We start from the raw sequence: 23375 nt of genomic DNA, 5'->3' as shown, positions 1-23375 counted from the left end.
CGGCGGCAGGCAGAAAGCTGTGCTTTATATGGCTGGGTCCGTCAGCCTGCCCGCCGCATCAGATCCCGGAGCGTCGAATCCAACGCCGTTCCAATCGACACCCGGCGGTTGCCCATCGCTGCCTTGGCCGAGATGACCGAAACCAGCCGCGGCGGCAATCCTGGGCGCATTTCCAGAACCGGCGAGCCTGAAGCACCGAAATCCACCAAGCAGGACATCACCAAGGTCCGGCTCTGCCGCGCCAGGACGCTGCAGGACCGCTCCAGACTAGGCCGGGTCGCATGCCTGCGGGTGTAGGACAGAACACCCAGGATATCCCCCCGCGCCGCGCCGCTGGACATTGTCAGCGGCTGAACCTGTCTGCGGCTGATCGGCCGGTCAAGTTTCAGCACCGCCAGATCGCTGCCGATCTGATGGGTGCCTGCAGGCCGGTAACGGTACTGCGGGTGCATCACCGCTTTCACCACTTGCCGCAGGGCCACGGCCTGCCGCCCGGACAGGCCCGCTTCGAACCTGATGGTGGACGGGTCAACCGGCGCGCCCGTCCTGGGATCGAACAGGCAATGCGCCGCCGTCAGCACCAAGTCTGGTGCGACAAGCGCCCCGGTGCACATGTTTTTGTTGGAGATGTTCAGCCGTCCTACGGCCTCCCACCCTTCCATTGATCTGACGTTGGACCGCGAACCATCCGCAGTCACGCCATCGGGCATGCCCAAAGACAGGCACGCCGCAATCGCAGCAATAAGAAGTCTCATTATCCACTCCAGCTTCCCACAGACGCATCGTTATTCAGGCGTGCGGCTGGAATGAGGCCCAATGTTGCCAGGCTGAGACGGATTCATGGACAGAATGTGGCAGCGTTAACAATTCCCTAACCCCCCGGTTATTGATGCTTAACCATGGCAAAAAAGCCCCCCGCAGCGCCAGAGAAAGTGAACAATTCGTTAATATTTTTTCCAAACCATCAACAAACAAGGAGAATTCCGTAGCCGTTCACCGGCCTGAGACCACTCGATCCGGGCTCCCCCCCCGAATCGAGGCTCTCAATTTTCGGATACGTTAACGATTTCCGCGCTTTCGAAGCAGAACCGTGCACCGGACACATCTGCCCGCTGGCTGCGATGCTGCCCAAATGGTTAACGCTCTTTATCCGGAACCGATGCTGCCTGCCCAACTCATTCCTGGAAATCTCAGGTGTCTTAACGGATTAAAAATCTATCTAGCGTTGTATTGAGCCAATTATCAATGCCTGCATCCACCGCCCGGCGGATGCGTTCCGGAGGTCGCAAGTTAGAAATGTTCCGTTCCTTGAAACTGGCTCACAAGCTGCCGATGCTTGTCATCGGTTCCGCACTCACTCTGACAATTGTCCTGATTGCTTTCAGCAGCAGTTACTTCCGGCGCAGTGTTGTTCACGATGCCGAAATATTCATGCAATCGATGATACAGGACCGCGAGGCGGCGTTGCAGTCCTATCTCGCGTCCATCGAAGCCGCGATCCTGACAATTTCTTCAGTCCCATCAACCGCCAAGGCCATGAAAGACCTTGCGGTGACCTGGGGCACACGTGAAGGCTCCGGGCAAGATGCAGTTCAGAATCTTTCGATGTTTGCCTCTGCTGCTTCGCCATATGACGTTCACTTCGAACGCAACCACCCGGCCTTCAAAAAGATGATGGAGCGGCTTGGGTTTTACGACATATTCCTGATCGACCCGTCGGGCGACGTTATCTTTTCTGTCGCCAAGGAAGCCGATTACACGACGAACATGTCTACCGGCCCCTTCAAGGAGTCTGGTCTTGCCCATGCTTTCCAGCTGGCTGCGGCTGGTGAGAAAGACACGGTCTATTTTTCCGACATCTCAACTTATGAACCCAGTGCCAGTGCTCCCGCGGCATTTGCCGCCACCCGTATCGTGGACAGCGGCGGGCGCTACATTGGTGTCTTTGCGCTGCAGGTCGCAATTGACGGCATCGCCGGAATCACCTCCAGCTACACCGGGGAGCTGAACACTCTGGACGTTTACCTTGCCGGGCAAGATCTCAAGGCCCGGACTCCTTCCCGGCTGGAAGGCGGGCATGCCCTACTGGAGGAATTGCCGCCTCTGCCCCATATGCAAGGTGCCTTTGCCGCAGCGCCCGTGCCGACCGGAGACGAAGAACCCAGAGCTGCTGGAAAGTTTTACCCTTCAATTGCCCGGGCCGATGGCCGGGAAGTTGCCGCCGTTTCAATGCCAGTGGCCTTCCGCAACCTCCAGTGGGCGCTGGTCGCGGAGCTTGACCGGGTGGAAATACTGGCGCCGGCCGTAACGCAACGGCGGATGATGATCCTTATCTCCCTCACCTGTGCAGCGTTGGTTTCATTGGCGGGCTGGCTGTTTGCGCGCTCGGTCACAAAGCCGATCGACCGTATTTGCACAGATATGGAAGCGGTTTCGTCAGGAAATCTGGAGATCGATGTCGAAGCAGCTCACCGGTCCGATGAGATCGGCAAAATCGGCAAGACGCTTGTCTCGATGCAATCAGACCTTAAACAGGCCCGCAGTGCCGAGGAACATCGCAACAAGCTGCAGCGGGATCAGCAAACGGTGGTCGAAAGCCTCAGCGCCGGGCTGGTCAGGCTGTCGACCGGTGATTTTTCCCAGCCGATCACCGAAACATTCCCCCAGGATCACGAGCAACTGCGCTTTGATTTCAATCTGACGCTCGAAACCCTGAACGAGACCGTGCAGAAGGTTGTCGAAGCTTCTGCCAGTATCCGCAACGGCGCTGCGGAGATCAGTCAAGCATCTGATGATCTGTCGCACCGCACCGAAAGCCAGGCAGCAACGCTTGAACAGACGGCCGCGGCGCTGGATGAGCTGACTGCGTCAGTGAAATCCGCCGCAGACGGCGCCCGCAGCGTCGAGGCCACCATGGACGAAGCGCGTTCAGAAGCTGAGGCCAGCGATTCCGTTGTCCGGAACGCCGTTTCCGCAATGACCGGGATCGAGCAGAGCTCGAACCACATTTCGCAGATCATTTCTGTCATTGACGACATCGCCTTCCAGACCAACTTGCTGGCCTTGAATGCAGGCGTCGAGGCCGCGCGGGCAGGCGAAGCCGGCAAGGGATTTGCCGTGGTCGCCTCTGAAGTGCGGGCGCTGGCACAGCGGTCTTCGGACGCGGCAATGGAGATCAAAACGCTGATCGGCGACAGTTCCAAACAGGTGGAGCGCGGGGTCGATCTGGTCGGCAAGGCCGGCGAGGCGCTGCAGAGCATTGTCTCGCGGGTTGCTCATATCACAGAGCTTGTCTCCCGCATTGCCGAAGGGGCTGCGGAGCAGTCGACAGGCCTGCATGAGATAAACACCGGTGTTACTCAGCTGGATCAAGTGACCCAGCAGAACGCCGCTATGGTGGAACAGGCAACCGCCGCTGGGCACATGCTGAACAGCGATGCGGGCAAACTGGCAGAACTTGTGGCGCATTTCACGATCAAAGGCCAATCGCAGACTGCGCAGAGCATTCGAAAGCCTGCCGGGAGCAGCATTCGCGCGGACAATTCAGCGGCGGATACATTCACAACAGATCAGTCCTTCGCGTCCGCAGCAACAGGAACGGACGGTATCGCCAAATGGGAGAACTTTTGACCCCAGCCGCAAGAACTGAGTCTCCTGATGGCCCGAAAATACCTGTTTCTGTGTTCCGCGTCGCTCTAAAAAAGCCTGCCACCGCTCTCCGTACCGCAATGGGCTGACGCCGCCGCTCTGTCCGCCGCAAACGATTCTGAGCGGCATGCTCGGCCCTAGATTCTACTGTTTGCTGCTGCGGATTGGGTCCGCAAGCGCAAAACACCTGCAAAACAACTTTGAATTGCAGCCTGGCAAAGTGGGTGCGGCTGTCTTTGCGGCAGCCGTTCTGCCCAAAATACAGAGCATCTTCCTCATTCCTGCGGGGCGGTAGCGTTGGTACCGGACCAATCCCCCGCATCGCAAAGACTTCACAAAATGGAGGAGTCACAGCGCAATTCAGTGCAAAATCCGATGCTCAATCCGTAGCATCGGCTTTCTTAAGTCAAATTCGTCAGGATAATTAACTCATGCGATAACTGGCATGTGGTAATTTATTCTTATACGAGTGTTTCCGGATGGCGTTGTTGCAGAACTCTGACTTCTGAGGATTCACATCAGGAATCCATGCGCTTGCACGGTCCGCATGAACAAACCATCCGCTCCCGCGATCGCACAACGAACTGGTCCAGCCACAACGCCGCGTTGCGCAAGCGGGGCTCGCTGCTGATCTGGGTGGACAAGGACATGACTTGGCGCGCGCCGCAGGAATGCCGCCCGGCCCCCCCTGCGGTCTTTTCCGACGCGGCGATCCAGTTCTGCCTGTCGATCAAAGCGCTGTTCAAGCTACTCTTGCGGCAGACCGCCGGGATGGCGTCGAACCTGCTCCGGCTGGCAGGTCCGGATTGGCCCGTGCCCGGCTCCTCCACCCTCTGCCGCAGGCAGAAGACACTGGCGGTGCAGATCCCGTATCGCCGCATGGACGGCCCGCTCAACCTGCTGGTCCCCTCTCGGGCATCACTCTGTGATGCCCCGCCGGGCAATGGACAGCACCGGGATCAAGTTGCTTGGGGATGGCGAATGGCAGGCCCGCAAGCACGGGATGCAGGGCCGCCGCCAATCCCTGCCCGGCAGTTGATTGCAAAGCAATCAATGAGAGGGGCGCAAGGTGCATCTGGCCATGGACACGGCGACCTCCGGCATGCGCGCTGTGGAATTCACTCCAAGCCGCGACGGCGACAGCCCTGTGCTGCCGGCCTGTGCTGCCCGACCTGCTCGGTCAGATCCCCGAGGCCGAGCAGATCGGCACCGTGACCGCTGACCGGGCATATGACACGCGCCGCGGCCACACCGCCATCATCGGCCGGCAAGCCACCCCGGTCATCCCGATCCGCAAGAACGGGCCCGCGTGGAAAGAGGATTGCCCGGCTGCGCGGGTCCGCAACGAGACACTGCGTGCCACCCGCCACTACGGCCGGGCGTTCTGGAAGCGCTGGACCGGATACCACGCCCGAAGCCGCATCGAAGCCAAGATGCGCTGCCTCAAGGCTTTCAGCGAGCCCATCGCCGCAAGAGACCCCGAGCGCCAGACCGCCGAGATCCACATTCGCATCGCTCTTATGAACCGCTGCCACGCGCTCGGCACCGACGAGACCGTCCGCGTGGCATGAAGTCAGTGGGGAAAGGGGAAGTCACACCTCACGTGTGAGTTCTGCAACAATGCCGATCCGCATTGCCTTGGGCCCCAGCTTTGCCACCCGCTGGCTGCTGCCGCGTTTTGCCGTGTTCTGCGAGGCCTTTCCGGAGGTGGAGCTGAAGCTGGTGCAAACGCAGAATGTGGACGCCGACATCTTTATCACCTGGGGCGACGGACGTTTTCCCGGCATGATTTCCGAGCCATTGGTCAGCGTGCTGTCGGCACCAGTCGCCAGCACGGCCCTGCTGGACCGGTTGGGGCATCCGCAGTCACCTGCCGACCTGATGCGCTTTCCGCTGATCCACCAGCGCGACACCCTGGGCTGGAACGCCTGGTTCATGCAGGCCGGGGTCCGGCTGGACGGCCCGCTGCCCGGTCCGGTCATTGAAGACACAAATGTGGTGCTGCAGGCCGCCGCGTCCGGGCAGGGTATCGTGATGGGGTGGATCCCGCTGATCGACACGGACCTGCAAAGCGGGGTGCTTGTGCAGCTGTTTGATACAACCGTCAGCGAGAACCGCGCCTATTACCTGGTCCGGCCGGAGTCCGGCCCGAATGAAGGTGTCACCAACGCTATCAGCGACTGGCTGCTTGCCCAGACATCACCAGCAACGGCAGCCTGAGAACAGGTGTCAGGACCGGGTCAGAACGGGAAAATACGCCAGCAACGAGGTTTTGGCCGCTTGAACATGCGCTTTGGTCAGTTCTGCAGCACGAGTGGCATCGCCCTCTTCGCAGGCCGCCAGGATCGCAATGTGCTCCCGCTCGGCACGCTCCATACCGTCGCTCATGACCAGCTGCGCACGGATGTAGCGGTCGATCCGGTCCATCGCGCTGCGGGCTGCTTCGCGAAAATAGGTCAGCGCACTGGCACTGTAGAGCGCGTCGTGGAACTCCCGGTTCAGAACACCCCACTCCATCGGGTTCTTGCAGCCGGCAAACGCCTCGCAATGCAACCGCGCGCTGGCCAGAAGTTCCGGTGACATCCGCGGGACCGCATCACGGATGATCTCTGGCTCCAGCAGCGCGCGGAAATCGAAGATCTCCGCTGCCTCATCCGCCGAAAGCCCGGCAACAACCGCCCCCTTGAAGCGCTGTGTCTTAACCAGCCCGTATTCCTCCAGCCGCGAAATTGCCTCCCGCACCGGGATCCGGCTGGTGTTGAAGCGGCGCGCGATTTCTTCCTGACGGAGCGGTTCACCCTCTTCCAGCCGGCCGTCGATGATTGCATTGCGCAACGCCTCAAACACTGCAGCCGAAGCCGAAGCTTCTGTTGAGATATCAACCGGGTCCAGATTCATCGCAATGCCTCTCCTTTCAGACAGGTGTATGTGAACCTGCCCGTCCGGAAAAGCGGCTTAACCGTCAGCCCGGGTTTACGGACCTCCAGGCGGCTTCCCCGTCACACCTCCAGCGACACCCACAGCACCCTGGCGTCTTCTTTGCTGACCGACACACAGCCGTGGCCCATACCGCTGTCATAATAGACAGAGTCCCCCGCCCGCATACGAAGCGGCCGGTAGTGTTCGGTGTAGAGGATCAGCTCGCCGCTCAGCACAAACATGAACTCTTCGCCCTGGTGGCGCACCCAGTTGTCGAATTCGGTCACGTCGCGCGCCTTGATGGTGCTGATATAAGGCACCATGCGTTTGCTGGTCAGCTCGCTGCACAGCAGTTCATGATCATAGGTCGATGTTTCCTTATGCTCACCCAGGCCGGTGCGGGTGAAATCCCGGCGCCCGGTGACACCGCTTTGCCCGGACTGCACAAACAACTGCGGCGTTTCCAGTTCCAGCGTCTGCATCAAGCGGCGGATGATCTCGAAACTGGGGCGGGTCTGGTTGTTCTCGATCTTCGACAAAGTCGACCGTCCAATGGCCGCAGCGCGCGCTGCTTCCTCCAGCGTCAACCCCTTTTCCTTGCGGGCGTCGCGAATCATTTTCCCCAGGACCTCCCCGTCCGGAGCCTCCACCGCTTCCGGGCCCAGCCCTGTTTCTTCTGAGGGAATTGGTTCCATTCGTGCAAATTCTCCTGTTCCGCAAACAGCTTAGCTTTGATGTATTCACGGGTCAAAATTTCCGAGACCGTACTTTGTGTTTGCAATAGGGAAAAAGTTTCCTATAGGAGACGAAACGTCGTATACGTAAGCATACGTGCCGGTCCTGAGCCGCATTTCGGAGGAGAAACCACATGAGCACATATGATCTGATCGTGATCGGGGCCGGTCCGGGCGGTTATGTCGCAGCAATCCGTGCTGCACAACTGGGTCTCAAAGTCGCCTGCGTCGAAGGCCGCGGATCGTTGGGCGGCACCTGCCTCAACGTTGGCTGCATCCCCTCCAAGGCACTGCTGACCTCCTCCGGCAAGTATGCCGAACTGTCCCACCTGGCCGCGCATGGCATTGCCGTTGAGGGCGCCAGCCTGGACCTGGGCGCGCTGATGGCGCGCAAGGACAAGATTGTCGGTGACTTGACCAAGGGCATCGCCTTCCTGTTCAAAAAGAACGGCGTCGAGCACATCGAAGGCTGGGCCAGCATTCCGGCGCCCGGCCAGGTGCAGGTCGGCGCAGACAGCCACACTGCAAAGAACATTCTTATTGCCACCGGATCGGAACCCGCCGCCCTCCCCGGCGTGGACATCGACGAGGTGGATGTGCTGAGCAGCACCGGTGCGCTGGCGTTAGAAGCCGCGCCAGAGCATCTGGTGGTGATCGGCGCCGGCGTGATCGGGCTTGAACTCGGTCAGGTCTGGTCACGCCTCGGATCCAAAGTGACGGTTGTGGAATACCTGGACCGTATCCTGCCCGGCATCGACGGCGAGATCGCCAAGCTGTCCCAGCGAGCGCTGTCCAAGCGCGGGCTGAAGTTCCAACTGGGCCGCGCGCTGAAGACCATTGCAAAGGGCGAAAACGGCCTGACCCTGACGCTGGACCGTGTGGGCAAGGACAAGGAAGAGCAGATTGAGGCGGACAAGGTGCTGATCGCCATCGGCCGCCGTCCTGTGACCCGCGGCCTGGGCCTGGAAGAACTCGGTGTCTCCATCAATGGCCGCGGCTTTGTCGAGGTGGACGAAACCTTCCAAACGTCGGTTCCCGGCATCTTTGCAATCGGCGACTGCGTGCCCGGCCCGATGCTGGCGCACAAGGCCGAAGAAGACGGCGTGGCCTGCGTCGAAATTATCGCGGGCGAGCATGGCCATGTGGATTACAACACCGTCCCCGGCGTTGTGTACACCGACCCCGAAGTTGCCTCGGTCGGTCTGACCGAAGAGGCGCTGAAAGAGGCCGGAACCGAATACATCTCCGGCAAGTTTGCCTTCATGGCCAACTCCCGCGCGCGTTCCACCGGCGAAACCGACGGCGCTGTCAAAGTGCTGGCATCGCCCGGGGGCAAGATCCTCGGCGCCCATATCTGCGGCGCGCATGGCGGTGATTTAATTGCAGAATTGGTGCTGGCGATGACAAAAGGTGCTACTATCGAGGAGGTTGCACGGACCTGCCACGCGCACCCTGCGATGGGTGAGGCGGTGAAAGAAGCCTGCCTTGATGCACTTGGCCGTGCCATCCACGCCTGATCTGGAGGGAGTTGCCAGATGATGATCCAGCTAAGACCCCGCCACCCGGAAAAGGCCCACAAGGCCGACAGCGCCATCCCGCGCAAACCGAAGTGGATCCGCAAGAAGAAGATCGAAGGGCCTGAGTATTACGAGACCCGCAAGCTGATGCGGGAGCATGATCTGGCGACCGTCTGCGAAGAAGCCGCCTGCCCCAACATCGGCGAATGCTGGTCCAAGCGCCATGCCACCATGATGATCATGGGCGAGGTCTGCACCCGCGGCTGCTCCTTCTGCAACGTGACCACCGGCAGGCCGGACACGCTGGACGCGTTTGAGCCGGGCCGGGTTGCCGCCGCGGTCAAGAAACTGGGCCTGCGCCATGTGGTGATCACCTCCGTTGACCGGGACGACCTGCAGGACGGAGGCGCCGAGCACATCGCCCAGACCATCCGCGCCACCCGCCATCAGAACCCCGGCACCACAATCGAGGTGCTGACTCCGGATTTTCTGGGCAAGGGCGAAGCGGCTGATGCGGTTTTTGAAGCCGCGCCTGATGTGTTCAATCACAACCTGGAAACCGTGCCGCGGCTGTACCCGCGTGTGCGCCCCGGTGCGCGCTATTACACCTCGCTGCGGCTGCTGGACGACGCCAAACGCGCCAACCCGCAACTGTTCACCAAGTCGGGCATCATGGTCGGCCTTGGCGAAACCCTGGACGATGTGCGCCAGGTGATGGATGACCTGCGCGCCGCTCAGGTCGATTTCCTGACCGTGGGCCAGTACCTGCAGCCCACCCCCAAGCACCACCCGATCGACCGCTTCTGGTCGCCGGAAGAATTCGCGCAGCTGGAACAGATTGCCCGGTCCAAGGGCTTTCTCCACGTGTCGGCCACGCCGCTGACCCGTTCATCGTTCCACGCGGATGAAGACTTTGCCGCCCTGAAAGAGGCCCGTCAGATGGCCTTGGCAAAGGGCATTTAACCAAAACGCAAGCGGGAGGAGACCCATGGAAGCGTTAAATTCAATCGTAGGAGCCATCAACGGCGTCGTATGGGGGCCACTGATGCTGGTCCTCATTCTTGGCGTTGGCTTCTTCCTTCAGGTTGGCCTGAAGTTCATGCCGATCCTCAAGATCGGCACCGGCTTCAGCCTGCTGTTCAAAGGCCGTGAAGGCCAGGGCGACGGCCAGATCAGCCCGTTCAACGCGCTGATGACCTCGCTGTCGGCCACCATCGGTACCGGCAATATCGCCGGTGTTGCAACTGCGGTGTTCCTGGGCGGCCCCGGCGCGCTGTTCTGGATGTGGATGACCGCTCTGGTCGGCATGGCCACCAAATACGCCGAAGCTGTCTGCGCGGTGAAATACCGCGAGAAGGACGAGCTGGGCAATTTCGTTGGCGGCCCGATGTACTACATCAAAAACGGCCTGGACGCGAAGTGGGCCTGGCTGGGCTTCGCCTTTGCGCTGTTCGGCGCGGTTGCAGCCTTTGGCATCGGCAACGGCGTGCAGGCCAACGGTGTGGCGCAGGTTCTGGAATCGAACTTTGGCGTGAACACCTCGGTCACCGGCGTGATCCTGATGGTTCTGACCGCCGCCGTGATCCTGGGCGGCATCACCCGCATCGGTGCGGTTGCAGGTAAGCTGGTTCCGTTCATGGCGATTGCCTACATCATCGCAGGCCTGCTGGTTCTGCTGCTGAACCTGGGCAATATCGGCAACGCGCTGTCGCTGGTCTTCACCTATGCCTTCACCCCGTCAGCAGCCGAAGGCGGCTTTGCCGGTGCGGCAGTCTGGGCGGCGATCCGTTTTGGCGTGGCACGCGGCGTGTTCTCGAACGAAGCGGGCCTGGGTTCCGCTCCGATCGCCCACGCAGCGGCTGAGACCAAAGGTCCGGTCAACCAGGGCCTGATCGCAATGCTGGGCACCTTCATCGACACCATCATCGTGTGCTCGATCACCGGTCTGGCGATCATCTCGTCCGGTGCATGGACCTCGGGTGAATCCGGTGCGGCGCTGACCTCGCTGGCGTTTGAGACCACCCTGCCCGGCATCGGCGGCTCGCTGATCGCGGTTGCCCTGTCGATCTTTGCCTTCACCACCATCCTGGGCTGGTCCTTCTACGGCGAGAAATGCGTCGAGTTCCTGCTGGGTGTGAAGTCGCTGATCCCTTACCGTGTTCTGTGGATCGTGATGATCTACTTCGGCGCAACCGCGGACCTGGGCTTCATCTGGCTGCTGGCGGACACGCTGAACGCCATGATGGCCATTCCGAACCTGATCGCCCTGGCGCTGCTGAGCCCGATCGTCTTCAAACTGACGAAAGAGTTCTTTGCCACCGGCGGCAAGTCGGAAGAAGCTGGCACTGCAGCTGAATAACCATCGACGGGGGGCCGTCACGGCCCCCCGCTCCTGACCCGCATTCCACATCTCGAGGAGACGGCTGATGGCCACCAAAATTCTGCTTCCGATCGACCACACAGATCAAAAATCGTGGAAGAAAGCTCTACCCGTCGCGCTGGAGCAGGCCAAGTTCTACGGCGCCGAACTGCATGCTGTTTCGGTCATTCCCGAGATTGTCCAGCTGCCCAACCTGCCCGCGGGCTACGGCTCTGGCGCCAAGGCGCATGTCAAAGGCGCAGTCGAGACTATCCTGGCCCGGAATAATGCCTCCGATGTACCGGTGCAGATCGAAGAAGGCAGCGTTTACCGTGAGATCCTGAAACTTGCCCACAAGGACGGTTATGACATGATCATCATGGCCTCTGCCGAAGGCGAGTTCCCGAACTACGAGATCGGCCCGAACCTGGCCCGCGTCGTGCGCAATGCGCATTGCACGGTCATGGTTGTCCGCGGCTGAGCCTGAACTTTACAAGAAGGGACATCCGTCATGACCGACGCACCCAAACGCACCCCGCTTTATGACCTGCACGTCGAGCTTGGCGGCAAGATCGTCGATTTCGCCGGCTGGGAAATGCCGGTTCAGTACCCCATGGGCATCATGGGTGAGCACAAGCAGTGCCGCGAGAAAGCCGCGCTGTTTGATGTCTCCCACATGGGCCAGGTGATCCTGCGCGGCGACAATGTGGGCGAAAAGCTGGAATCGCTCTGCCCGCAGGCTTTTGCAACCCTGAAGGAGGGCAAGGCGCGCTACGGCTTCTTCACCAATGACGACGGCGGCATCATGGACGACCTGATTGTCTCCAATGCCGGCGACCACTATTTTGTCGTGGTGAACGCCGCGCTGCGCCACCAGGATATCCCCCACATGCAGGCAAACCTGGACGGCGTCGAAGTGACCGAGATCTTCGACCGCGCGCTGGTTGCCGTCCAAGGCCCCAAGGCCGAGGACGTGGTGGGCGAGCTGTGCCCTGCAGCCCGTGAACTGAAGTTCATGGAAACCGCCCTTGCAGATATCGGCGGTGTCGAATGCCGCATCTCGCGTCTGGGCTACACCGGTGAAGACGGCTATGAGATCTCGATCCCGGAAGCGGACGCCATTCGCGTGTCCAAACTGTTCCTGGCCCATGACGACTGCGAGCCTGCAGGCCTCGGCGCCCGCGACAGCCTGCGCCTGGAAGCCGGCCTTTGCCTCTATGGCAACGATATCGACCAGTCGACCTCGCCGATTGAGGCCTCGCTGTCCTGGGCCATCCAGAAGCGCCGCAAGGAAGACGGCGGCTTCCCCGGTGCCGCCCGCGTCCAAAAAGAACTGGCTGAAGGTGCCGCCAAGAAACTGGTCGGCATCAAGCCCGAAGGCCGCGCACCCGCCCGTCAAGGCGTGGAAATCCAAAGCGAAAGCGGTGATACCCTTGGCGCCATCACTTCGGGCAGTTTCGGCCCCACGGTCGGCGGCCCTGTTGCCATGGGCTATGTTGCGGCAGATCATGGCGCAGCAGGCACCAAGGTGAACCTCATCATCCGCGGCAAGGCACAGCCCGCTGAGATCGTCGCCCTGCCCTTCGTCACACAGAACTACAAACGCTAAGACATCATCAGGAGAGTCAAAATGGCCACCTATTATTCCGAAGACCATGAATGGATCACCGTTGAAGGCGACGTCGCAACCCTCGGCATCACCAAGCACGCTGCCGACCAGCTGGGCGAAGTTGTCTTTGTCGAGCAGCGCGAAACCGGCGACGAATTCGAAAAGGGCGGCGAGATCGGCGTGATCGAGTCGGTGAAAGCGGCCTCCGAAATCTACGCGCCGCTGGACGGCGAAGTGGTTGAGGTGAACGAAACCCTGGCTGACAACCCCGGTGCCCTGAACGAAAGCCCGGAAGGCGATGCCTGGATCTACAAGATCAAGCTGTCGGACGCGTCCCAACTGGACGATCTGATGGATCTGGACGGCTACAAAGCCCTGATCGGCTAAGTCTGCCTGCGGATCCGCTGCCGCTTGCGCGGATCCGCCCCTTCTTCTGGCTGAAAATATCCCCACCGGAGTCTCCCCCAAAAGCCCGGCTGGACGTGACCTTTCCAAAGGAGCGCTTTAAATGGCCTTCAAACTTACCGATTACGAAGCCTATGACTTTGCCAACCGGCGCCACATCGGCCCGTCTCCGCAAGAGATGGCCGATATGCTGCAGGTGATCGGCTTCAAAACCCTGGACGAGCTGATCGACGCCACCGTGCCGCCCGCCATCCGCCAGAAAGAGGCGCTGGACTGGGGCCCGGCAATGACCGAGCGCGACGCCCTCTTCCACATGAAAGAAGTGGCCTCCAAGAACAAGGTTCTGACCACGCTGATCGGCCAGGGCTACTATGGCACTACCACCCCGGCGCCGATCCTGCGCAACATCCTGGAAAACCCGGCCTGGTACACCGCCTATACCCCCTACCAGCCGGAGATTTCCCAGGGCCGTCTTGAGGCGCTGTTGAACTTCCAGACCATGGTCAGCGACCTGACCGGCCTGGATATCGCCAACGCCTCGCTGCTGGACGAAGCAACTGCCGCCGCCGAAGCCATGTCGATGGCACATCGCGGCTCGCGCTCCAAAGCAAACAACGCCGCCTTCTTTGTCGACAAGAACTGCCACCCGCAGACCGTCGCCGTGATCCAGACCCGTGCCGAGCCTTTGGGCATCGACGTGGTCGTGGCCGATCCCGACGATCTGGATCCGGGCGCAGTCTTTGGCGCCATCTTCCAGTATCCCGGCACTTACGGCCATGTGCGCGATTTCACATCCGAAATCGAAGCCATCCACGAGCACAAAGGCATCGCCGTTGTTGCCGCCGACATCCTGTCGCTGGCGCTGCTGAAATCGCCGGGTGAAATGGGTGCTGACATTGCCATAGGCTCGACCCAGCGCTTTGGTGTTCCGATGGGTTACGGCGGCCCGCACGCGGCTTATATGGCAACCACCGACAAGCTGAAGCGCGCCATGCCCGGCCGCATCATCGGTGTGTCGGTCGATGCACGCGGCAACAAGGCCTACCGCCTGGCGCTGCAGACCCGCGAACAGCACATCCGCCGCGAAAAAGCCAACTCCAACGTCTGTACCGCACAGGCGCTGCTGGCTGTTATCGCCTCGATGTACGCGGTCTACCACGGCCCCGATGGCATCAAGGCGATTGCCCAGTCGGTGCACCGCAAGACCTCGCGTCTGGCCGCAGGCCTGGAAGAGCATGGCTTCAAGGTTGAGCCGGAGGTCTTCTTCGACACCATCACCGTCGAAGTCGGCCCGCTGCAGAAAACCGTGATGGAAGCGGCCGTTGCCCGCGGCGTGAACCTGCGCAAGATCGGCAGCAGCCACGTCGGCATCTCGCTGGACGAGCAGACCCGCCCGGAAACCATCGAAGCCGTCTGGGGTGCCTTCGGCATCACCAAGAAAGACGACAGCGTTGCCAACCGCGCCTACCGCCTGCCCGACTACGCGCTGCGTGAAAGCGAGTATCTGACCCACCCGATTTTCCACAAGAACCGGGCCGAAGCAGAGATCACCCGCTACATGCGCCGCCTGGCCGACCGCGACCTGGCACTGGACCGTGCGATGATCCCGCTTGGGTCCTGCACCATGAAGCTGAACGCGACCATCGAAATGATCCCGGTCACCTGGCCGGAATTCGGCAACCTGCACCCCTTCTGCCCGGAAGACCAGGCGCAGGGCTATCATCAGATGATCGCCGATCTGAACGACAAGCTCTGCCAGATCACCGGCTATGACGCGATCTCCCAGCAGCCGAACTCCGGTGCGCAGGGCGAATACGCAGGCCTGCTGACGATCCGCAACTACCACGCGTCTCGCGGCGAAGCGCACCGCAACATCTGCCTGATCCCGACCTCTGCGCATGGCACCAACCCGGCGTCGGCACAGATGGTGGGATACAAGGTGATCCCGGTCAAAGCGGACGACAGCGGCAACATCGACGTCGCCGACTTCCGGGCCAAGGCAGAGCAGCACAGCGACAACCTCGCGGCCTGCATGATCACCTACCCGTCGACCCACGGTGTGTTTGAAGAAACCGTGCAGGACGTCTGCCAGATCACCCATGATCATGGCGGTCAGGTCTATATCGACGGCGCCAACATGAATGCCATGGTGGGTCTCGCCCAGCCGGGCAAGATCGGCGGCGACGTTTCGCACCTGAACCTGCACAAGACCTTCTGCATTCCGCACGGCGGCGGCGGCCCCGGCATGGGTCCGATCGGCGTCAAGGCGCACCTGACCGAGCACCTGCCGGGCCACCCGGAATACGGCACTGCCGTGGGGCCGGTTTCAGCAGCTCCGTTCGGTTCGCCCTCGATCCTGCCAGTATCCTGGGCCTACTGCCTTCTGATGGGCGGCGAAGGCCTGACCCAAGCGACCAAAGTGGCGATCCTTAACGCCAACTACATCGCTGCGCGCCTCAAGGATGCCTACAAGATCCTCTACACCTCGGAAACGGGCCGTGTGGCGCATGAGTGCATCCTGGACACCCGTCCGCTGGCAGATGACGGCAACGTCACCGTGGACGATGTGGCCAAGCGTCTGGTCGACTCGGGCTTCCACGCTCCGACCATGTCCTGGCCGGTGGCGGGCACGCTGATGGTGGAACCGACTGAATCCGAGCCCAAGGACGAGCTGGACCGCTTCTGCGACGCCATGCTGTCGATCCGCTCGGAGGCGCAGGACATCATCGACGGCAAGATCGATCCCGAAAACAACCCGCTCAAGCACGCGCCGCACACGGTGCGCGACCTGGTGGGCGAATGGGATCGTCCCTACAGCCGCGAACAGGCCTGCTTCCCTCCCGGCAACCTGGGCGTCGACAAATACTGGCCGGCTGTGAACCGGGTCGACAACGCCTATGGCGACCGTCACCTGATCTGCACCTGCCCGCCGATGTCGGATTACGAAGAAAACGAAGCCTGATCCTTTAGGCCTCCCGCCCCGCCGGCCTGTCCGGCGGGGCACCCTGCCGCCGCGCTTCAGCGGCCGCAGTCCCCGCATGACCCGCTCAGAGGAGAGAATGATGTCCCGTCTCGAACCGCTGACCGTGCCAGCTTTCCAGCACTCCGCTGACAGCGCGGCACACGCCCGCTTCCACGACGTCGAAATCATCCTGCCGCAGTCGGAACCCCCTGCCGCGGCGCAGATGATTTGCGAAGTTTTCCGCGCCGCCAATGATCTGTTTCCCGACAGCGGCTACCGCACCGCCGTGCGCAACCTCAGCTCGCAAATGCGTGCCGTGCCCGCGGGCTGGAAACCGCAGACGGTCATTTTCCTCGGCGGTATCTCCAGCCGATGGCCGCTCAACTCAGGCGAAAAGGCCAGCCTGCAGCGGATCTGCCGCCAGGCCCAGCGCTGCCTGTTTGCCGGCAGTGCCATCTTTCTGCTGGCCGAATCCGGCTTGCAGGCGGCATTCGAGACTGCCGTGCATTCAAATTTTGCCGCCGCCGCAGAGGAAGAGCAGCTGACCTGCGCCCCGGCAGGCACGCTGACCACCGCCGCCGGCCGCATCAACACTGCCGTCAGCAGCTTTGCCGCCCTGCGCCTGCTGGCCGGATTCCTGCGCGCCGACCGCGGACCGTTCATTGCCGATGCGGTCTGCGACTATCTCGGCCTGGCCTTTGGCCCGGCATCGGAGCAATCCAGAATATCGCTGCAACTGCGCCAGACCGCCGGCGGCGACGCGCTGATCGTCAAAATCCTCGACCTGATGCAGCAGAACCTCGAAGAGCCGCTTTTGATCCGCGACATTGCCCAGCAGGCCGGCGTTTCTCCGCGCAAGCTGGAACGCCGTTTTCAGCAAAAAACCAGAACCAGCCCGCTGGCCGCCTATCGCAAGCTGCGGATTGAGAAGGCCCGCCAGCTGTTGCTGCACACCACCCTGCCGCTGGCCGAGATCGTCGCCGCCACCGGATTTGGCTCGCGCAGCAACCTCACCGAATGGTTCAAGCGCGAATACAAGACCAGTCCGCTGGCTTTCCGCAAAGAATACTACGCGGACAGCCACCCGGCAGGATCCGCCGCCTGAAAACAAGCTGGAACATTTATGAAAAAAGGCGGCCCTAAGGCCGCCTTTTGTCTGTTTGGGACCCGGTTCAGTTCCCTGATCCGCTGTCCTCGCCATCGTTGGAGAGGGCGCCGGGATCAAAGACATTGCCGAATCCGGAGCCGTTGCCCTGCGGTTCCTGCTCTGCCTCCTCGCCTTCCTCTTCGTCGCCCGACAGGGTGCCTGGGGCAAAGACGCCGCCGAAGCCGGAGTTGTTGCCGGTGCCGGTGGAGGGCGCGGATTGGGCCGGGGCAGCCTCGCCCTGCTGTTCCAGCTGCTGCTGGCGACGCAGCTCGCGCTGGCGGCGCAGCTCCTGGATGCGCTCTTCGGTCTCCAGGCGCTTTTGCTCCTGAACGTCGGCAATGCATTGCTGCGGGCTGTAGACCGTGGCAGTGCCGACCACCGCGACCGTGGCACAGGCCACAACCACCAGCGCCACCGCCGCAACATTGGAGCTGAGGAAACCGGGCAGCCGCAGCTTGCCGCTTTCCAGCTCCTCCACTGTCGCCTTCTTGCGGGCGGCGGCGACCAGTTCGCGGCGGCGCAAGCCGGCCTCATTGGCCAGCGCCGCAAACACCGTCAGCACCACGATGATGAAGGCCAGCGCCGAGATCGCGGGCGTGATGCCGTAGCGCACCTTCTGCGCCAGTTCGATGGTCAGCGTCGGGTATTCTCCGAAGGTGAAGGTGGTGGTGTTGTAGTTCTCGAACGATGCCAGGAATGCCAGCACCGCCGCCGAAGCGATGGCCGGCCGCATGAACGGCAGCAGCACCTTGCGGAAAGCCTGGGCATGGGTGGCCCCCAGATCCAGTGCCGCCTCGGTCAGCGCAATGTCATAACGCTGCAGGCGGGCCACCAGCACCAGCATGCAGTAGCTGGCAATAAAGGTGGACTGGCCGATGATGGTCAGGAACAGACCGTTCGACAGCCAGCTGTCCGCACCCAGCCCCAGCATCCGGTTGATCCGGTCCCAGAACACCAGGGTCGAGATACCAATGACCACGCCGGGGATCAGGATCGGCGCGATGATGATGGTGTAATAGGTCGCGCGCAGCTTGGGCCAGATCTGGGTGAGCATCAGCGCCCCCGCCAGCCCCATCGCCACCGACAAGACAACCGTGCCTGCCCCCACCAGGATCGAGTTCCAGATCCCGTTCAGGATCCGCTCGTCCTGGAACAAGGCCGAGAACCATTCAAACGTCAGGCATTCCCAGGGAGTCATCCGCGGGAAGGACGGTGAGTTGAAGGCAGTCGCCGACATGATCACCAGCGGTCCCAGAAGATAGGCAAAGAAGATCGCCAGATAGACCCAAAGGCTTATGCGCATAAAGGAGAAGGTCTTCATTTGCCGATATCCCCCATGTTCACCTTGAACAGGCGCATGATGGCCAGAACAAGCAGGATACAGGTGACCAGCAGAACCACTGCATACGCCGCGCCCTGCGGCCAGTCGGAGTTGTCATTGAACTGCTGATAGATCAGCTGCGTGAACCACAGGGACGATGGACCGCCCAGGATCTGCGGCGCCGCCAGCGCTCCGGCGGACAGCATGAACACCATGGTGCAGCCCGAGGAAATGCCCGGCTTGGCATAAGGGATCACAACCCGCTGGTGGATCTTTGTCCAGCTTGCCCCCATGTCCCGCGCTGCCTCGATCTGGTTGCGGTCGAGGCTTTCGATCACGTTGTAGATCGGGAAGATCATCAGGAGGATATAGGCGTACCCAAGACCCGCATACAGCGCGATGTCATTGCGGATAAAGTCAAACGGGGTGTCGAAAATCCCCAGCCCCACCAGCATGTTATTAAAAACGCCTGTTTCGCCGAAGATGATGCGCAGCGCAAAGGCCCGCAGAATTTCGTTGATCCAGTAGGGGATAATCAGCATCAGCGCAAAGATGCGGATGTGATTGCCCTTGGTCTGGGCTAGGTAATAGGCGATCGGGTAGCACAGGATCAGGTTGAAGATGGTGACGCAGACCGCCGCCACCAGGGTGCGGAAGAACACATTGAGGTCGACGGCGTTGTAGCTCTGGCTGCCGCCTTCCGGTCCGAACACCAGGTATTTGTAGTTCTCGACCGTATAGACGTCCTTGGGGCCGCCGATCTCTGGTGGCGGAAGGTTGGGACGGAAGGAAAAGTCGAGCATCGACAGCTGCGGCAGGATGATAAGGCCGATGGTCCAGAACAAGACCAGGCCCAGCATCAGACTGCCCATGCCGAAACCGTTGCGTTTGAAGAACTCCCTCAGGAAGCTTGGCATGACATGGGCCTCCTCATTCCGCGGCCAGCTCACCGGCAGGAACACAGACGGCGTTTTTCGTCTCGTATTCCAGGGTGATATTCTGGCCGGTGTGGTCATCAAAGGACTGGCCCAGGTTGGGGATCGAAACCTTCAGCTCCTTACCGCCGTCGCCTTCCATAAAGATGTTGAAGGCATTGCCCTCGAACTCCTCGTGGTTGACTTTTGCAGTCACGAAATGGTCGCCTGCGGCGCCCTGCGGCGCCAGTGCAAAGGCCTCGGGGCGGATGAACATCATCGCCTCGTCGCCTTCTTTCATACGGCCCTGGTTGGCAGTGGAAATCCGCGCCACCAGATCGCCTGACCGGTTGGTGGCGATCAGGGCCTCGTCGCCCATCACCCGCTTCACCTTGCCGCGAAAGACATTGTTTTCGCCCACAAAAGACGCCGCAAAGGCAGTAGCCGGGTCGTTGTAGATGGTCTTTCCATCACCGATCTGGTCGATCACCCCGGCCTTCATCACCGCGATGTTGTCGGACATGGTCAGCGCCTCGCCCTGATCGTGGGTGATGTAGATAAAAGTGATGCCGACCCGCTGCTGAATCTCGCGCAGCTCGGTGCGCATGTGCTGGCGCAGCTTGAGATCGAGCGCCGACAGCGGTTCATCAAGCAGCAGCACATCCGGTTCGGCACACAAGGCGCGCGCGATCGCCACCCGCTGACGCTGGCCGCCAGACAATTCGGAGGGCAGCTTGTCGCCCTGCCCCGGCAGCGCGATCATGTCCAACAGCTCATCCGCGCGCTTGCGCCGCTCCCTGGCCGAGGCGCCCTTGATCTCCATTGAGAAAGTGATGTTTTCCCAGACTTTCATCAGCGGAAACAGCGCCAGGTTCTGGAAGATCAGCGCGGTCGGGCGCTTGTTCGGCCCGATCCCCTTCATGTTGTTGCCGCCAATCAGCACCCGGCCGTCGCTTGGCTCAAGAAAGCCTGAGACCGCCCGCAGGATGGTGGTTTTACCGCAGCCCGAGGGCCCCAGGAAGGAGAAGAAATCCCCTCCATTGATGTTCACATTGGCATCGCGCACGGCAACAAAGTCACCGAAGCGGATCCAAAGATTTTCGAGATCAACGCCGACCCCAGCACTCATTTGGCTTCTCCCCAGGGTGCAGATCCCCATTCCGGTGGCGCTCCACCGGCCCCGCAAGACCTGCTTCCCTTGTATTGTTGTTGAAGGCGCCGCTCCGGCTGGCTGCCAGCGGCACGAAACCGGCCCCCGGGATAGATCTCCCGGAGGCCAGCATGATCAGGCGGTTCGCTTAGGCGCTCTTGAACTTGTTGACGAACTCGGTCCGCACGTCCGCATACCACGGCGCCTCGGCCGGCCACGGGTTCAGATTGGCCAGCGAGTTGCCCGGATAGGCTTCGGCAAAGTTCTTCTTGTAGACATCGCCCGAGAAGCCATCAGCGCCCAGAACCGGCGAGTTATAGCCATGGCTGTCGATTGCCTTGCCTGCCGGCTCCTGCTCATAGGCATAGGAGATGAAGGCATAAACCTCCTCTTCGTTCTTGGCGCCAACCGGCATCGAGATGCCGTCGACCCAAGCCATCGAGCCTTCGACCGGTGCCTGATAGTGCACAGGTTCGCCAGCAGACTTAAGCGCCAGCGGCGGACCGTCCCAAGTCTGGCCGACCACAACACCCTCGTTCAACAGGCCGTTTTTCTGGGTGTCCGCATCGTTCCAGATCAGCTTGATCCGGCTCTTGCGCGCCACGCACCAGTCTGTGACCTGGCCCCAGACCTTGCGCATGGTTTCCTCGTCGTCGTAAGCCGCCCAGATCGAGCCCGGCTCCATCTCGCCCGAGGCTTCCATGTAAAGGCCTGCACCCAGCATCATTGAATGCGCCCGGCCCATGGTTTTGCCGGCGTTTTCCTCGGACCAGACATCGCCATAAGACGGAGCGTCGCCCGCAGGCAGCCACTTGTCGGTGCGGTAGGCAATGCCTTCGGTGCCCCAGATATGCGGCAGCCAATGCACGCCCGAACCGCCAAAGTTCCAGGCGTCGGTGCCAATCTTGGCCATCGCCGGGTTCACCGCGTCGATGTTGACTTTGTTCATGTCGAACGGCTTCAACAGCTCCAGCGGCCCCCACTGCAGCGAGCGGTTGTTGGTCGGCGAAACGATGTCAAAGCCTTGGCCTTTGGTGGCCTTCATCTTGTTGATGATTTCTTCGTTGGAACCGATACCGGTGTAGTTCACCTTGATCCCGGTCTTGGCTTCAAACCCGGAAATGAATTCGGGCGGCAGATAGTCCGACCACATCAGGATGTTCACTTCGCCCGAAGACGCCAGTGCGCTTTTTGAGTAAAGCGGCGCCGCCAGTGCCGCAGCACCTGCGCTTTTCAGCACCGTACGGCGGCTGATTGAAGTCTTTGCTGTCATATCCAGTTATCTCCCTTTGGACTGTTGTTTGTTGTTCTTATTGTTTCAACCGTGAAACCTTGCGGAGTCAGACGCCCCGCCTACAGTGACAGTTTCCAAAACTGATAAGGCCAGAGCTTTCGCAATCCGGTTTTGCATAACGCCAGTTTCGGTGCAGTTAAATATCCTCCACGACAATGCATCGGCTAAAAAACCATCGCTGTGGCTGCAGTGTGCGCCCGTCGGCGCGAGGCGTCAATGTTCATAAACCCTTTACAAGGCAGCGGCATTTGCCGCGCGGGCGCACACAGCAGCTGCGCAGAGAGCAGATTGCATGTGCAGCAGCCCAAGCGCAATCGGCCAGGCCTTGGTCTTCAGCATTTTGCCACCAATTGGGGGAAATCTAATAAACGCCTCATGACGCAGCCGCAGATTTGTGGGAGAGGTATCCGATGCCTAGCCACTCCGCCCGCAAAGATCTGAGCCTGAAAGGGCTTGAACTGTTTCAGATCACTGCCCGCAAAGGGTCTTTGCAGGACGTGTCCGACGAGACCGGCCTGTCGGTCAGCACCATCTCGCACCATCTGCGCAATCTCGAGGATCATTTGGGGGTGGAGCTGTTCAACCACAGCCGCCGCCCCATGGTTCTGACACCCAAAGGCCAGGTTTTCCTGCGCAGCATCGGCGATGCGCTGCACACGATCCGCAAGGCCAAGGCCGAGGCTTCGGCCGGGAACATTTCCGAGGCCAGCTATCTTCGGCTTGGCACGATCGAGGATTTTGACAGCGACATCATCCCTGAACTGGCCGTTTTCCTGTCCGCCAGCATGCCGCGCTGCGATTTCATGTATCAGATCGATTCCAGCCATGCGGTACTGGCCATGCTGCGCGACCGGCAGCTGGACCTGGGCATCACCACCACCCCGTCAGAGCGTTTGCGCGATCTGCAGGACAGGCCGTTGCTGCGCGATCCCTTTGTTGCGGTGCTGCCCAAATCAGACGAACCCATGCTGCAGGAGGTTATCGAAGGCCGCAGCACGCTGCCCTTCCTGCGCTTTGCCAGCAACCAGATCATTTCCCGCCAGATCGAAACCCAGTTGCGGCGGATGGGGCTGTCGCTGCCGCACCGGTTCGAATGCGCCAGCAATCAAACACTGATGGCCATGGTCGCAGCGGGTGCGGGCTGGACGATCACCACGCCGCTGCTGTTTTCCCGCGCCAAACTGTTCCAGCCCAAGCTGAAAATGGTCGCCTTTCCGGGCAAAAGCTTCTCGCGCACCCTGGCCATCGTTTCGACGCCGGATTGTTCGCGCTCGATCCTTGATCTGGTCGACAGCCGGATGCGCACACTGATTGCTGATCACGCGATAAAACCGTTCCAGCAAAGCGCGCCCTGGCTTGCGAATAGCTTCACCCTGATCTCTTGACCGCCCGGCCT

The 23375-nt window shown here is 61.0% G+C and carries 18 protein-coding genes and 1 pseudogene; 12 read left to right on the top strand and 7 right to left on the bottom strand.

Translation table 11 applies throughout. The features are described 5' to 3' along the window. Window positions 1-41: 41 nt before the first annotated feature. Complete coding sequence (locus AQUI_RS27860; protein WP_027257854.1) at window positions 42-755, bottom strand: trypsin-like serine peptidase; 714 nt, start codon at window positions 753-755, stop codon at window positions 42-44. A gap of 541 nt (window positions 756-1296) precedes the next feature. Here AQUI_RS27860 and AQUI_RS0112740 point away from each other — a divergent pair. From AQUI_RS0112740 to AQUI_RS27845, 3 genes and pseudogenes are all read left to right on the top strand, one after another. Next, on the top strand, window positions 1297-3630 hold the full coding sequence (locus tag AQUI_RS0112740) for a methyl-accepting chemotaxis protein (protein WP_027257853.1): 2334 nt from the start codon (window positions 1297-1299) through the stop codon (window positions 3628-3630). Window positions 3631-4195: 565 nt separating this feature from the next. Then, window positions 4196-5219, top strand: a pseudogene (locus AQUI_RS29960) (IS5 family transposase). A gap of 49 nt (window positions 5220-5268) precedes the next feature. Next, window positions 5269-5868, top strand: coding sequence for a LysR substrate-binding domain-containing protein (locus tag AQUI_RS27845; RefSeq protein ID WP_051371889.1), 600 nt, complete (start codon window positions 5269-5271; stop codon window positions 5866-5868). Window positions 5869-5877: 9 nt separating this feature from the next. Here AQUI_RS27845 and AQUI_RS0112715 read toward each other — a convergent pair whose 3' ends face one another. Then, window positions 5878-6546 carry a GntR family transcriptional regulator gene (locus tag AQUI_RS0112715; protein ID WP_027257851.1) on the bottom strand — a complete coding sequence of 223 codons (669 nt, stop codon included), beginning with the start codon at window positions 6544-6546 and terminating at the stop codon, window positions 5878-5880. A 101-nt stretch (window positions 6547-6647) separates the two neighbouring features. Next, a complete protein-coding gene (locus AQUI_RS0112710) occupies window positions 6648-7262 on the bottom strand; it encodes a helix-turn-helix domain-containing protein (RefSeq protein ID WP_027257850.1) in 615 nt (204 codons plus the stop codon). A 173-nt stretch (window positions 7263-7435) separates the two neighbouring features. Here AQUI_RS0112710 and lpdA point away from each other — a divergent pair, with 173 nt between their 5' ends. From lpdA to AQUI_RS0112670, 8 genes are all read left to right on the top strand, one after another. After that, on the top strand, window positions 7436-8818 hold the full coding sequence (gene lpdA, locus AQUI_RS0112705; protein WP_027257849.1) for a dihydrolipoyl dehydrogenase: 1383 nt from the start codon (window positions 7436-7438) through the stop codon (window positions 8816-8818). A gap of 18 nt (window positions 8819-8836) precedes the next feature. Beyond that, complete coding sequence (lipA, locus tag AQUI_RS0112700; RefSeq protein ID WP_027257848.1) at window positions 8837-9781, top strand: lipoyl synthase; 945 nt, start codon at window positions 8837-8839, stop codon at window positions 9779-9781. Window positions 9782-9806: 25 nt separating this feature from the next. Next, window positions 9807-11177, top strand: a complete 1371-nt coding sequence (locus AQUI_RS0112695; RefSeq protein WP_027257847.1) for an alanine/glycine:cation symporter family protein — start codon at window positions 9807-9809, stop codon at window positions 11175-11177. A gap of 67 nt (window positions 11178-11244) precedes the next feature. Beyond that, complete coding sequence (locus AQUI_RS0112690; RefSeq protein WP_027257846.1) at window positions 11245-11658, top strand: universal stress protein; 414 nt, start codon at window positions 11245-11247, stop codon at window positions 11656-11658. A gap of 30 nt (window positions 11659-11688) precedes the next feature. Further along, the gene (gene gcvT / locus AQUI_RS0112685; RefSeq protein ID WP_027257845.1) at window positions 11689-12786 is read left to right on the top strand and encodes a glycine cleavage system aminomethyltransferase GcvT; all 1098 of its coding nucleotides are present in this window, start codon (window positions 11689-11691) and stop codon (window positions 12784-12786) included. 21 nt (window positions 12787-12807) lie between these two features. Next, the gene (gene gcvH / locus AQUI_RS0112680; protein ID WP_027257844.1) at window positions 12808-13173 is read left to right on the top strand and encodes a glycine cleavage system protein GcvH; all 366 of its coding nucleotides are present in this window, start codon (window positions 12808-12810) and stop codon (window positions 13171-13173) included. Window positions 13174-13294: 121 nt separating this feature from the next. After that, window positions 13295-16153 carry an aminomethyl-transferring glycine dehydrogenase gene (gene gcvP / locus AQUI_RS0112675; protein WP_027257843.1) on the top strand — a complete coding sequence of 953 codons (2859 nt, stop codon included), beginning with the start codon at window positions 13295-13297 and terminating at the stop codon, window positions 16151-16153. A gap of 100 nt (window positions 16154-16253) precedes the next feature. Next, entirely contained in the window at window positions 16254-17258 is a 1005-nt protein-coding gene (locus AQUI_RS0112670) for a helix-turn-helix domain-containing protein (protein ID WP_027257842.1), read from the top strand. Window positions 17259-17325: 67 nt separating this feature from the next. Here AQUI_RS0112670 and AQUI_RS0112665 read toward each other — a convergent pair whose 3' ends face one another. The 4 genes from AQUI_RS0112665 to AQUI_RS0112650 form a co-directional block, all read right to left on the bottom strand. Beyond that, window positions 17326-18621 (bottom strand): ABC transporter permease, encoded by a 1296-nt coding sequence (locus AQUI_RS0112665; protein ID WP_027257841.1) that lies wholly within the window; start codon window positions 18619-18621, stop codon window positions 17326-17328. Then, on the bottom strand, window positions 18618-19538 hold the full coding sequence (locus tag AQUI_RS0112660; RefSeq protein WP_027257840.1) for an ABC transporter permease: 921 nt from the start codon (window positions 19536-19538) through the stop codon (window positions 18618-18620). The genes AQUI_RS0112665 and AQUI_RS0112660 overlap by 4 nt, the downstream gene beginning before the upstream one ends. A gap of 13 nt (window positions 19539-19551) precedes the next feature. After that, window positions 19552-20664 carry an ABC transporter ATP-binding protein gene (locus AQUI_RS0112655; protein ID WP_027257839.1) on the bottom strand — a complete coding sequence of 371 codons (1113 nt, stop codon included), beginning with the start codon at window positions 20662-20664 and terminating at the stop codon, window positions 19552-19554. Window positions 20665-20833: 169 nt separating this feature from the next. Further along, window positions 20834-21958 (bottom strand): extracellular solute-binding protein, encoded by a 1125-nt coding sequence (locus AQUI_RS0112650; protein ID WP_027257838.1) that lies wholly within the window; start codon window positions 21956-21958, stop codon window positions 20834-20836. Window positions 21959-22389: 431 nt separating this feature from the next. On the opposite strand from AQUI_RS0112650, the gene AQUI_RS0112640 reads away from it, so the two are divergent. Further along, window positions 22390-23364: a LysR family transcriptional regulator gene (locus AQUI_RS0112640; RefSeq protein ID WP_027257837.1), complete on the top strand. Its 975-nt coding sequence runs from the start codon at window positions 22390-22392 to the stop codon at window positions 23362-23364. Window positions 23365-23375 lie beyond the last annotated feature (11 nt).

This window comes from Leisingera aquimarina DSM 24565 (assembly GCF_000473165.1).
In the GTDB taxonomy this organism is placed as follows: domain Bacteria; phylum Pseudomonadota; class Alphaproteobacteria; order Rhodobacterales; family Rhodobacteraceae; genus Leisingera; species Leisingera aquimarina.
Note: the sequence above shows the minus strand (reverse complement) of the source record. Positions and strands in the feature narration are given on the sequence as shown.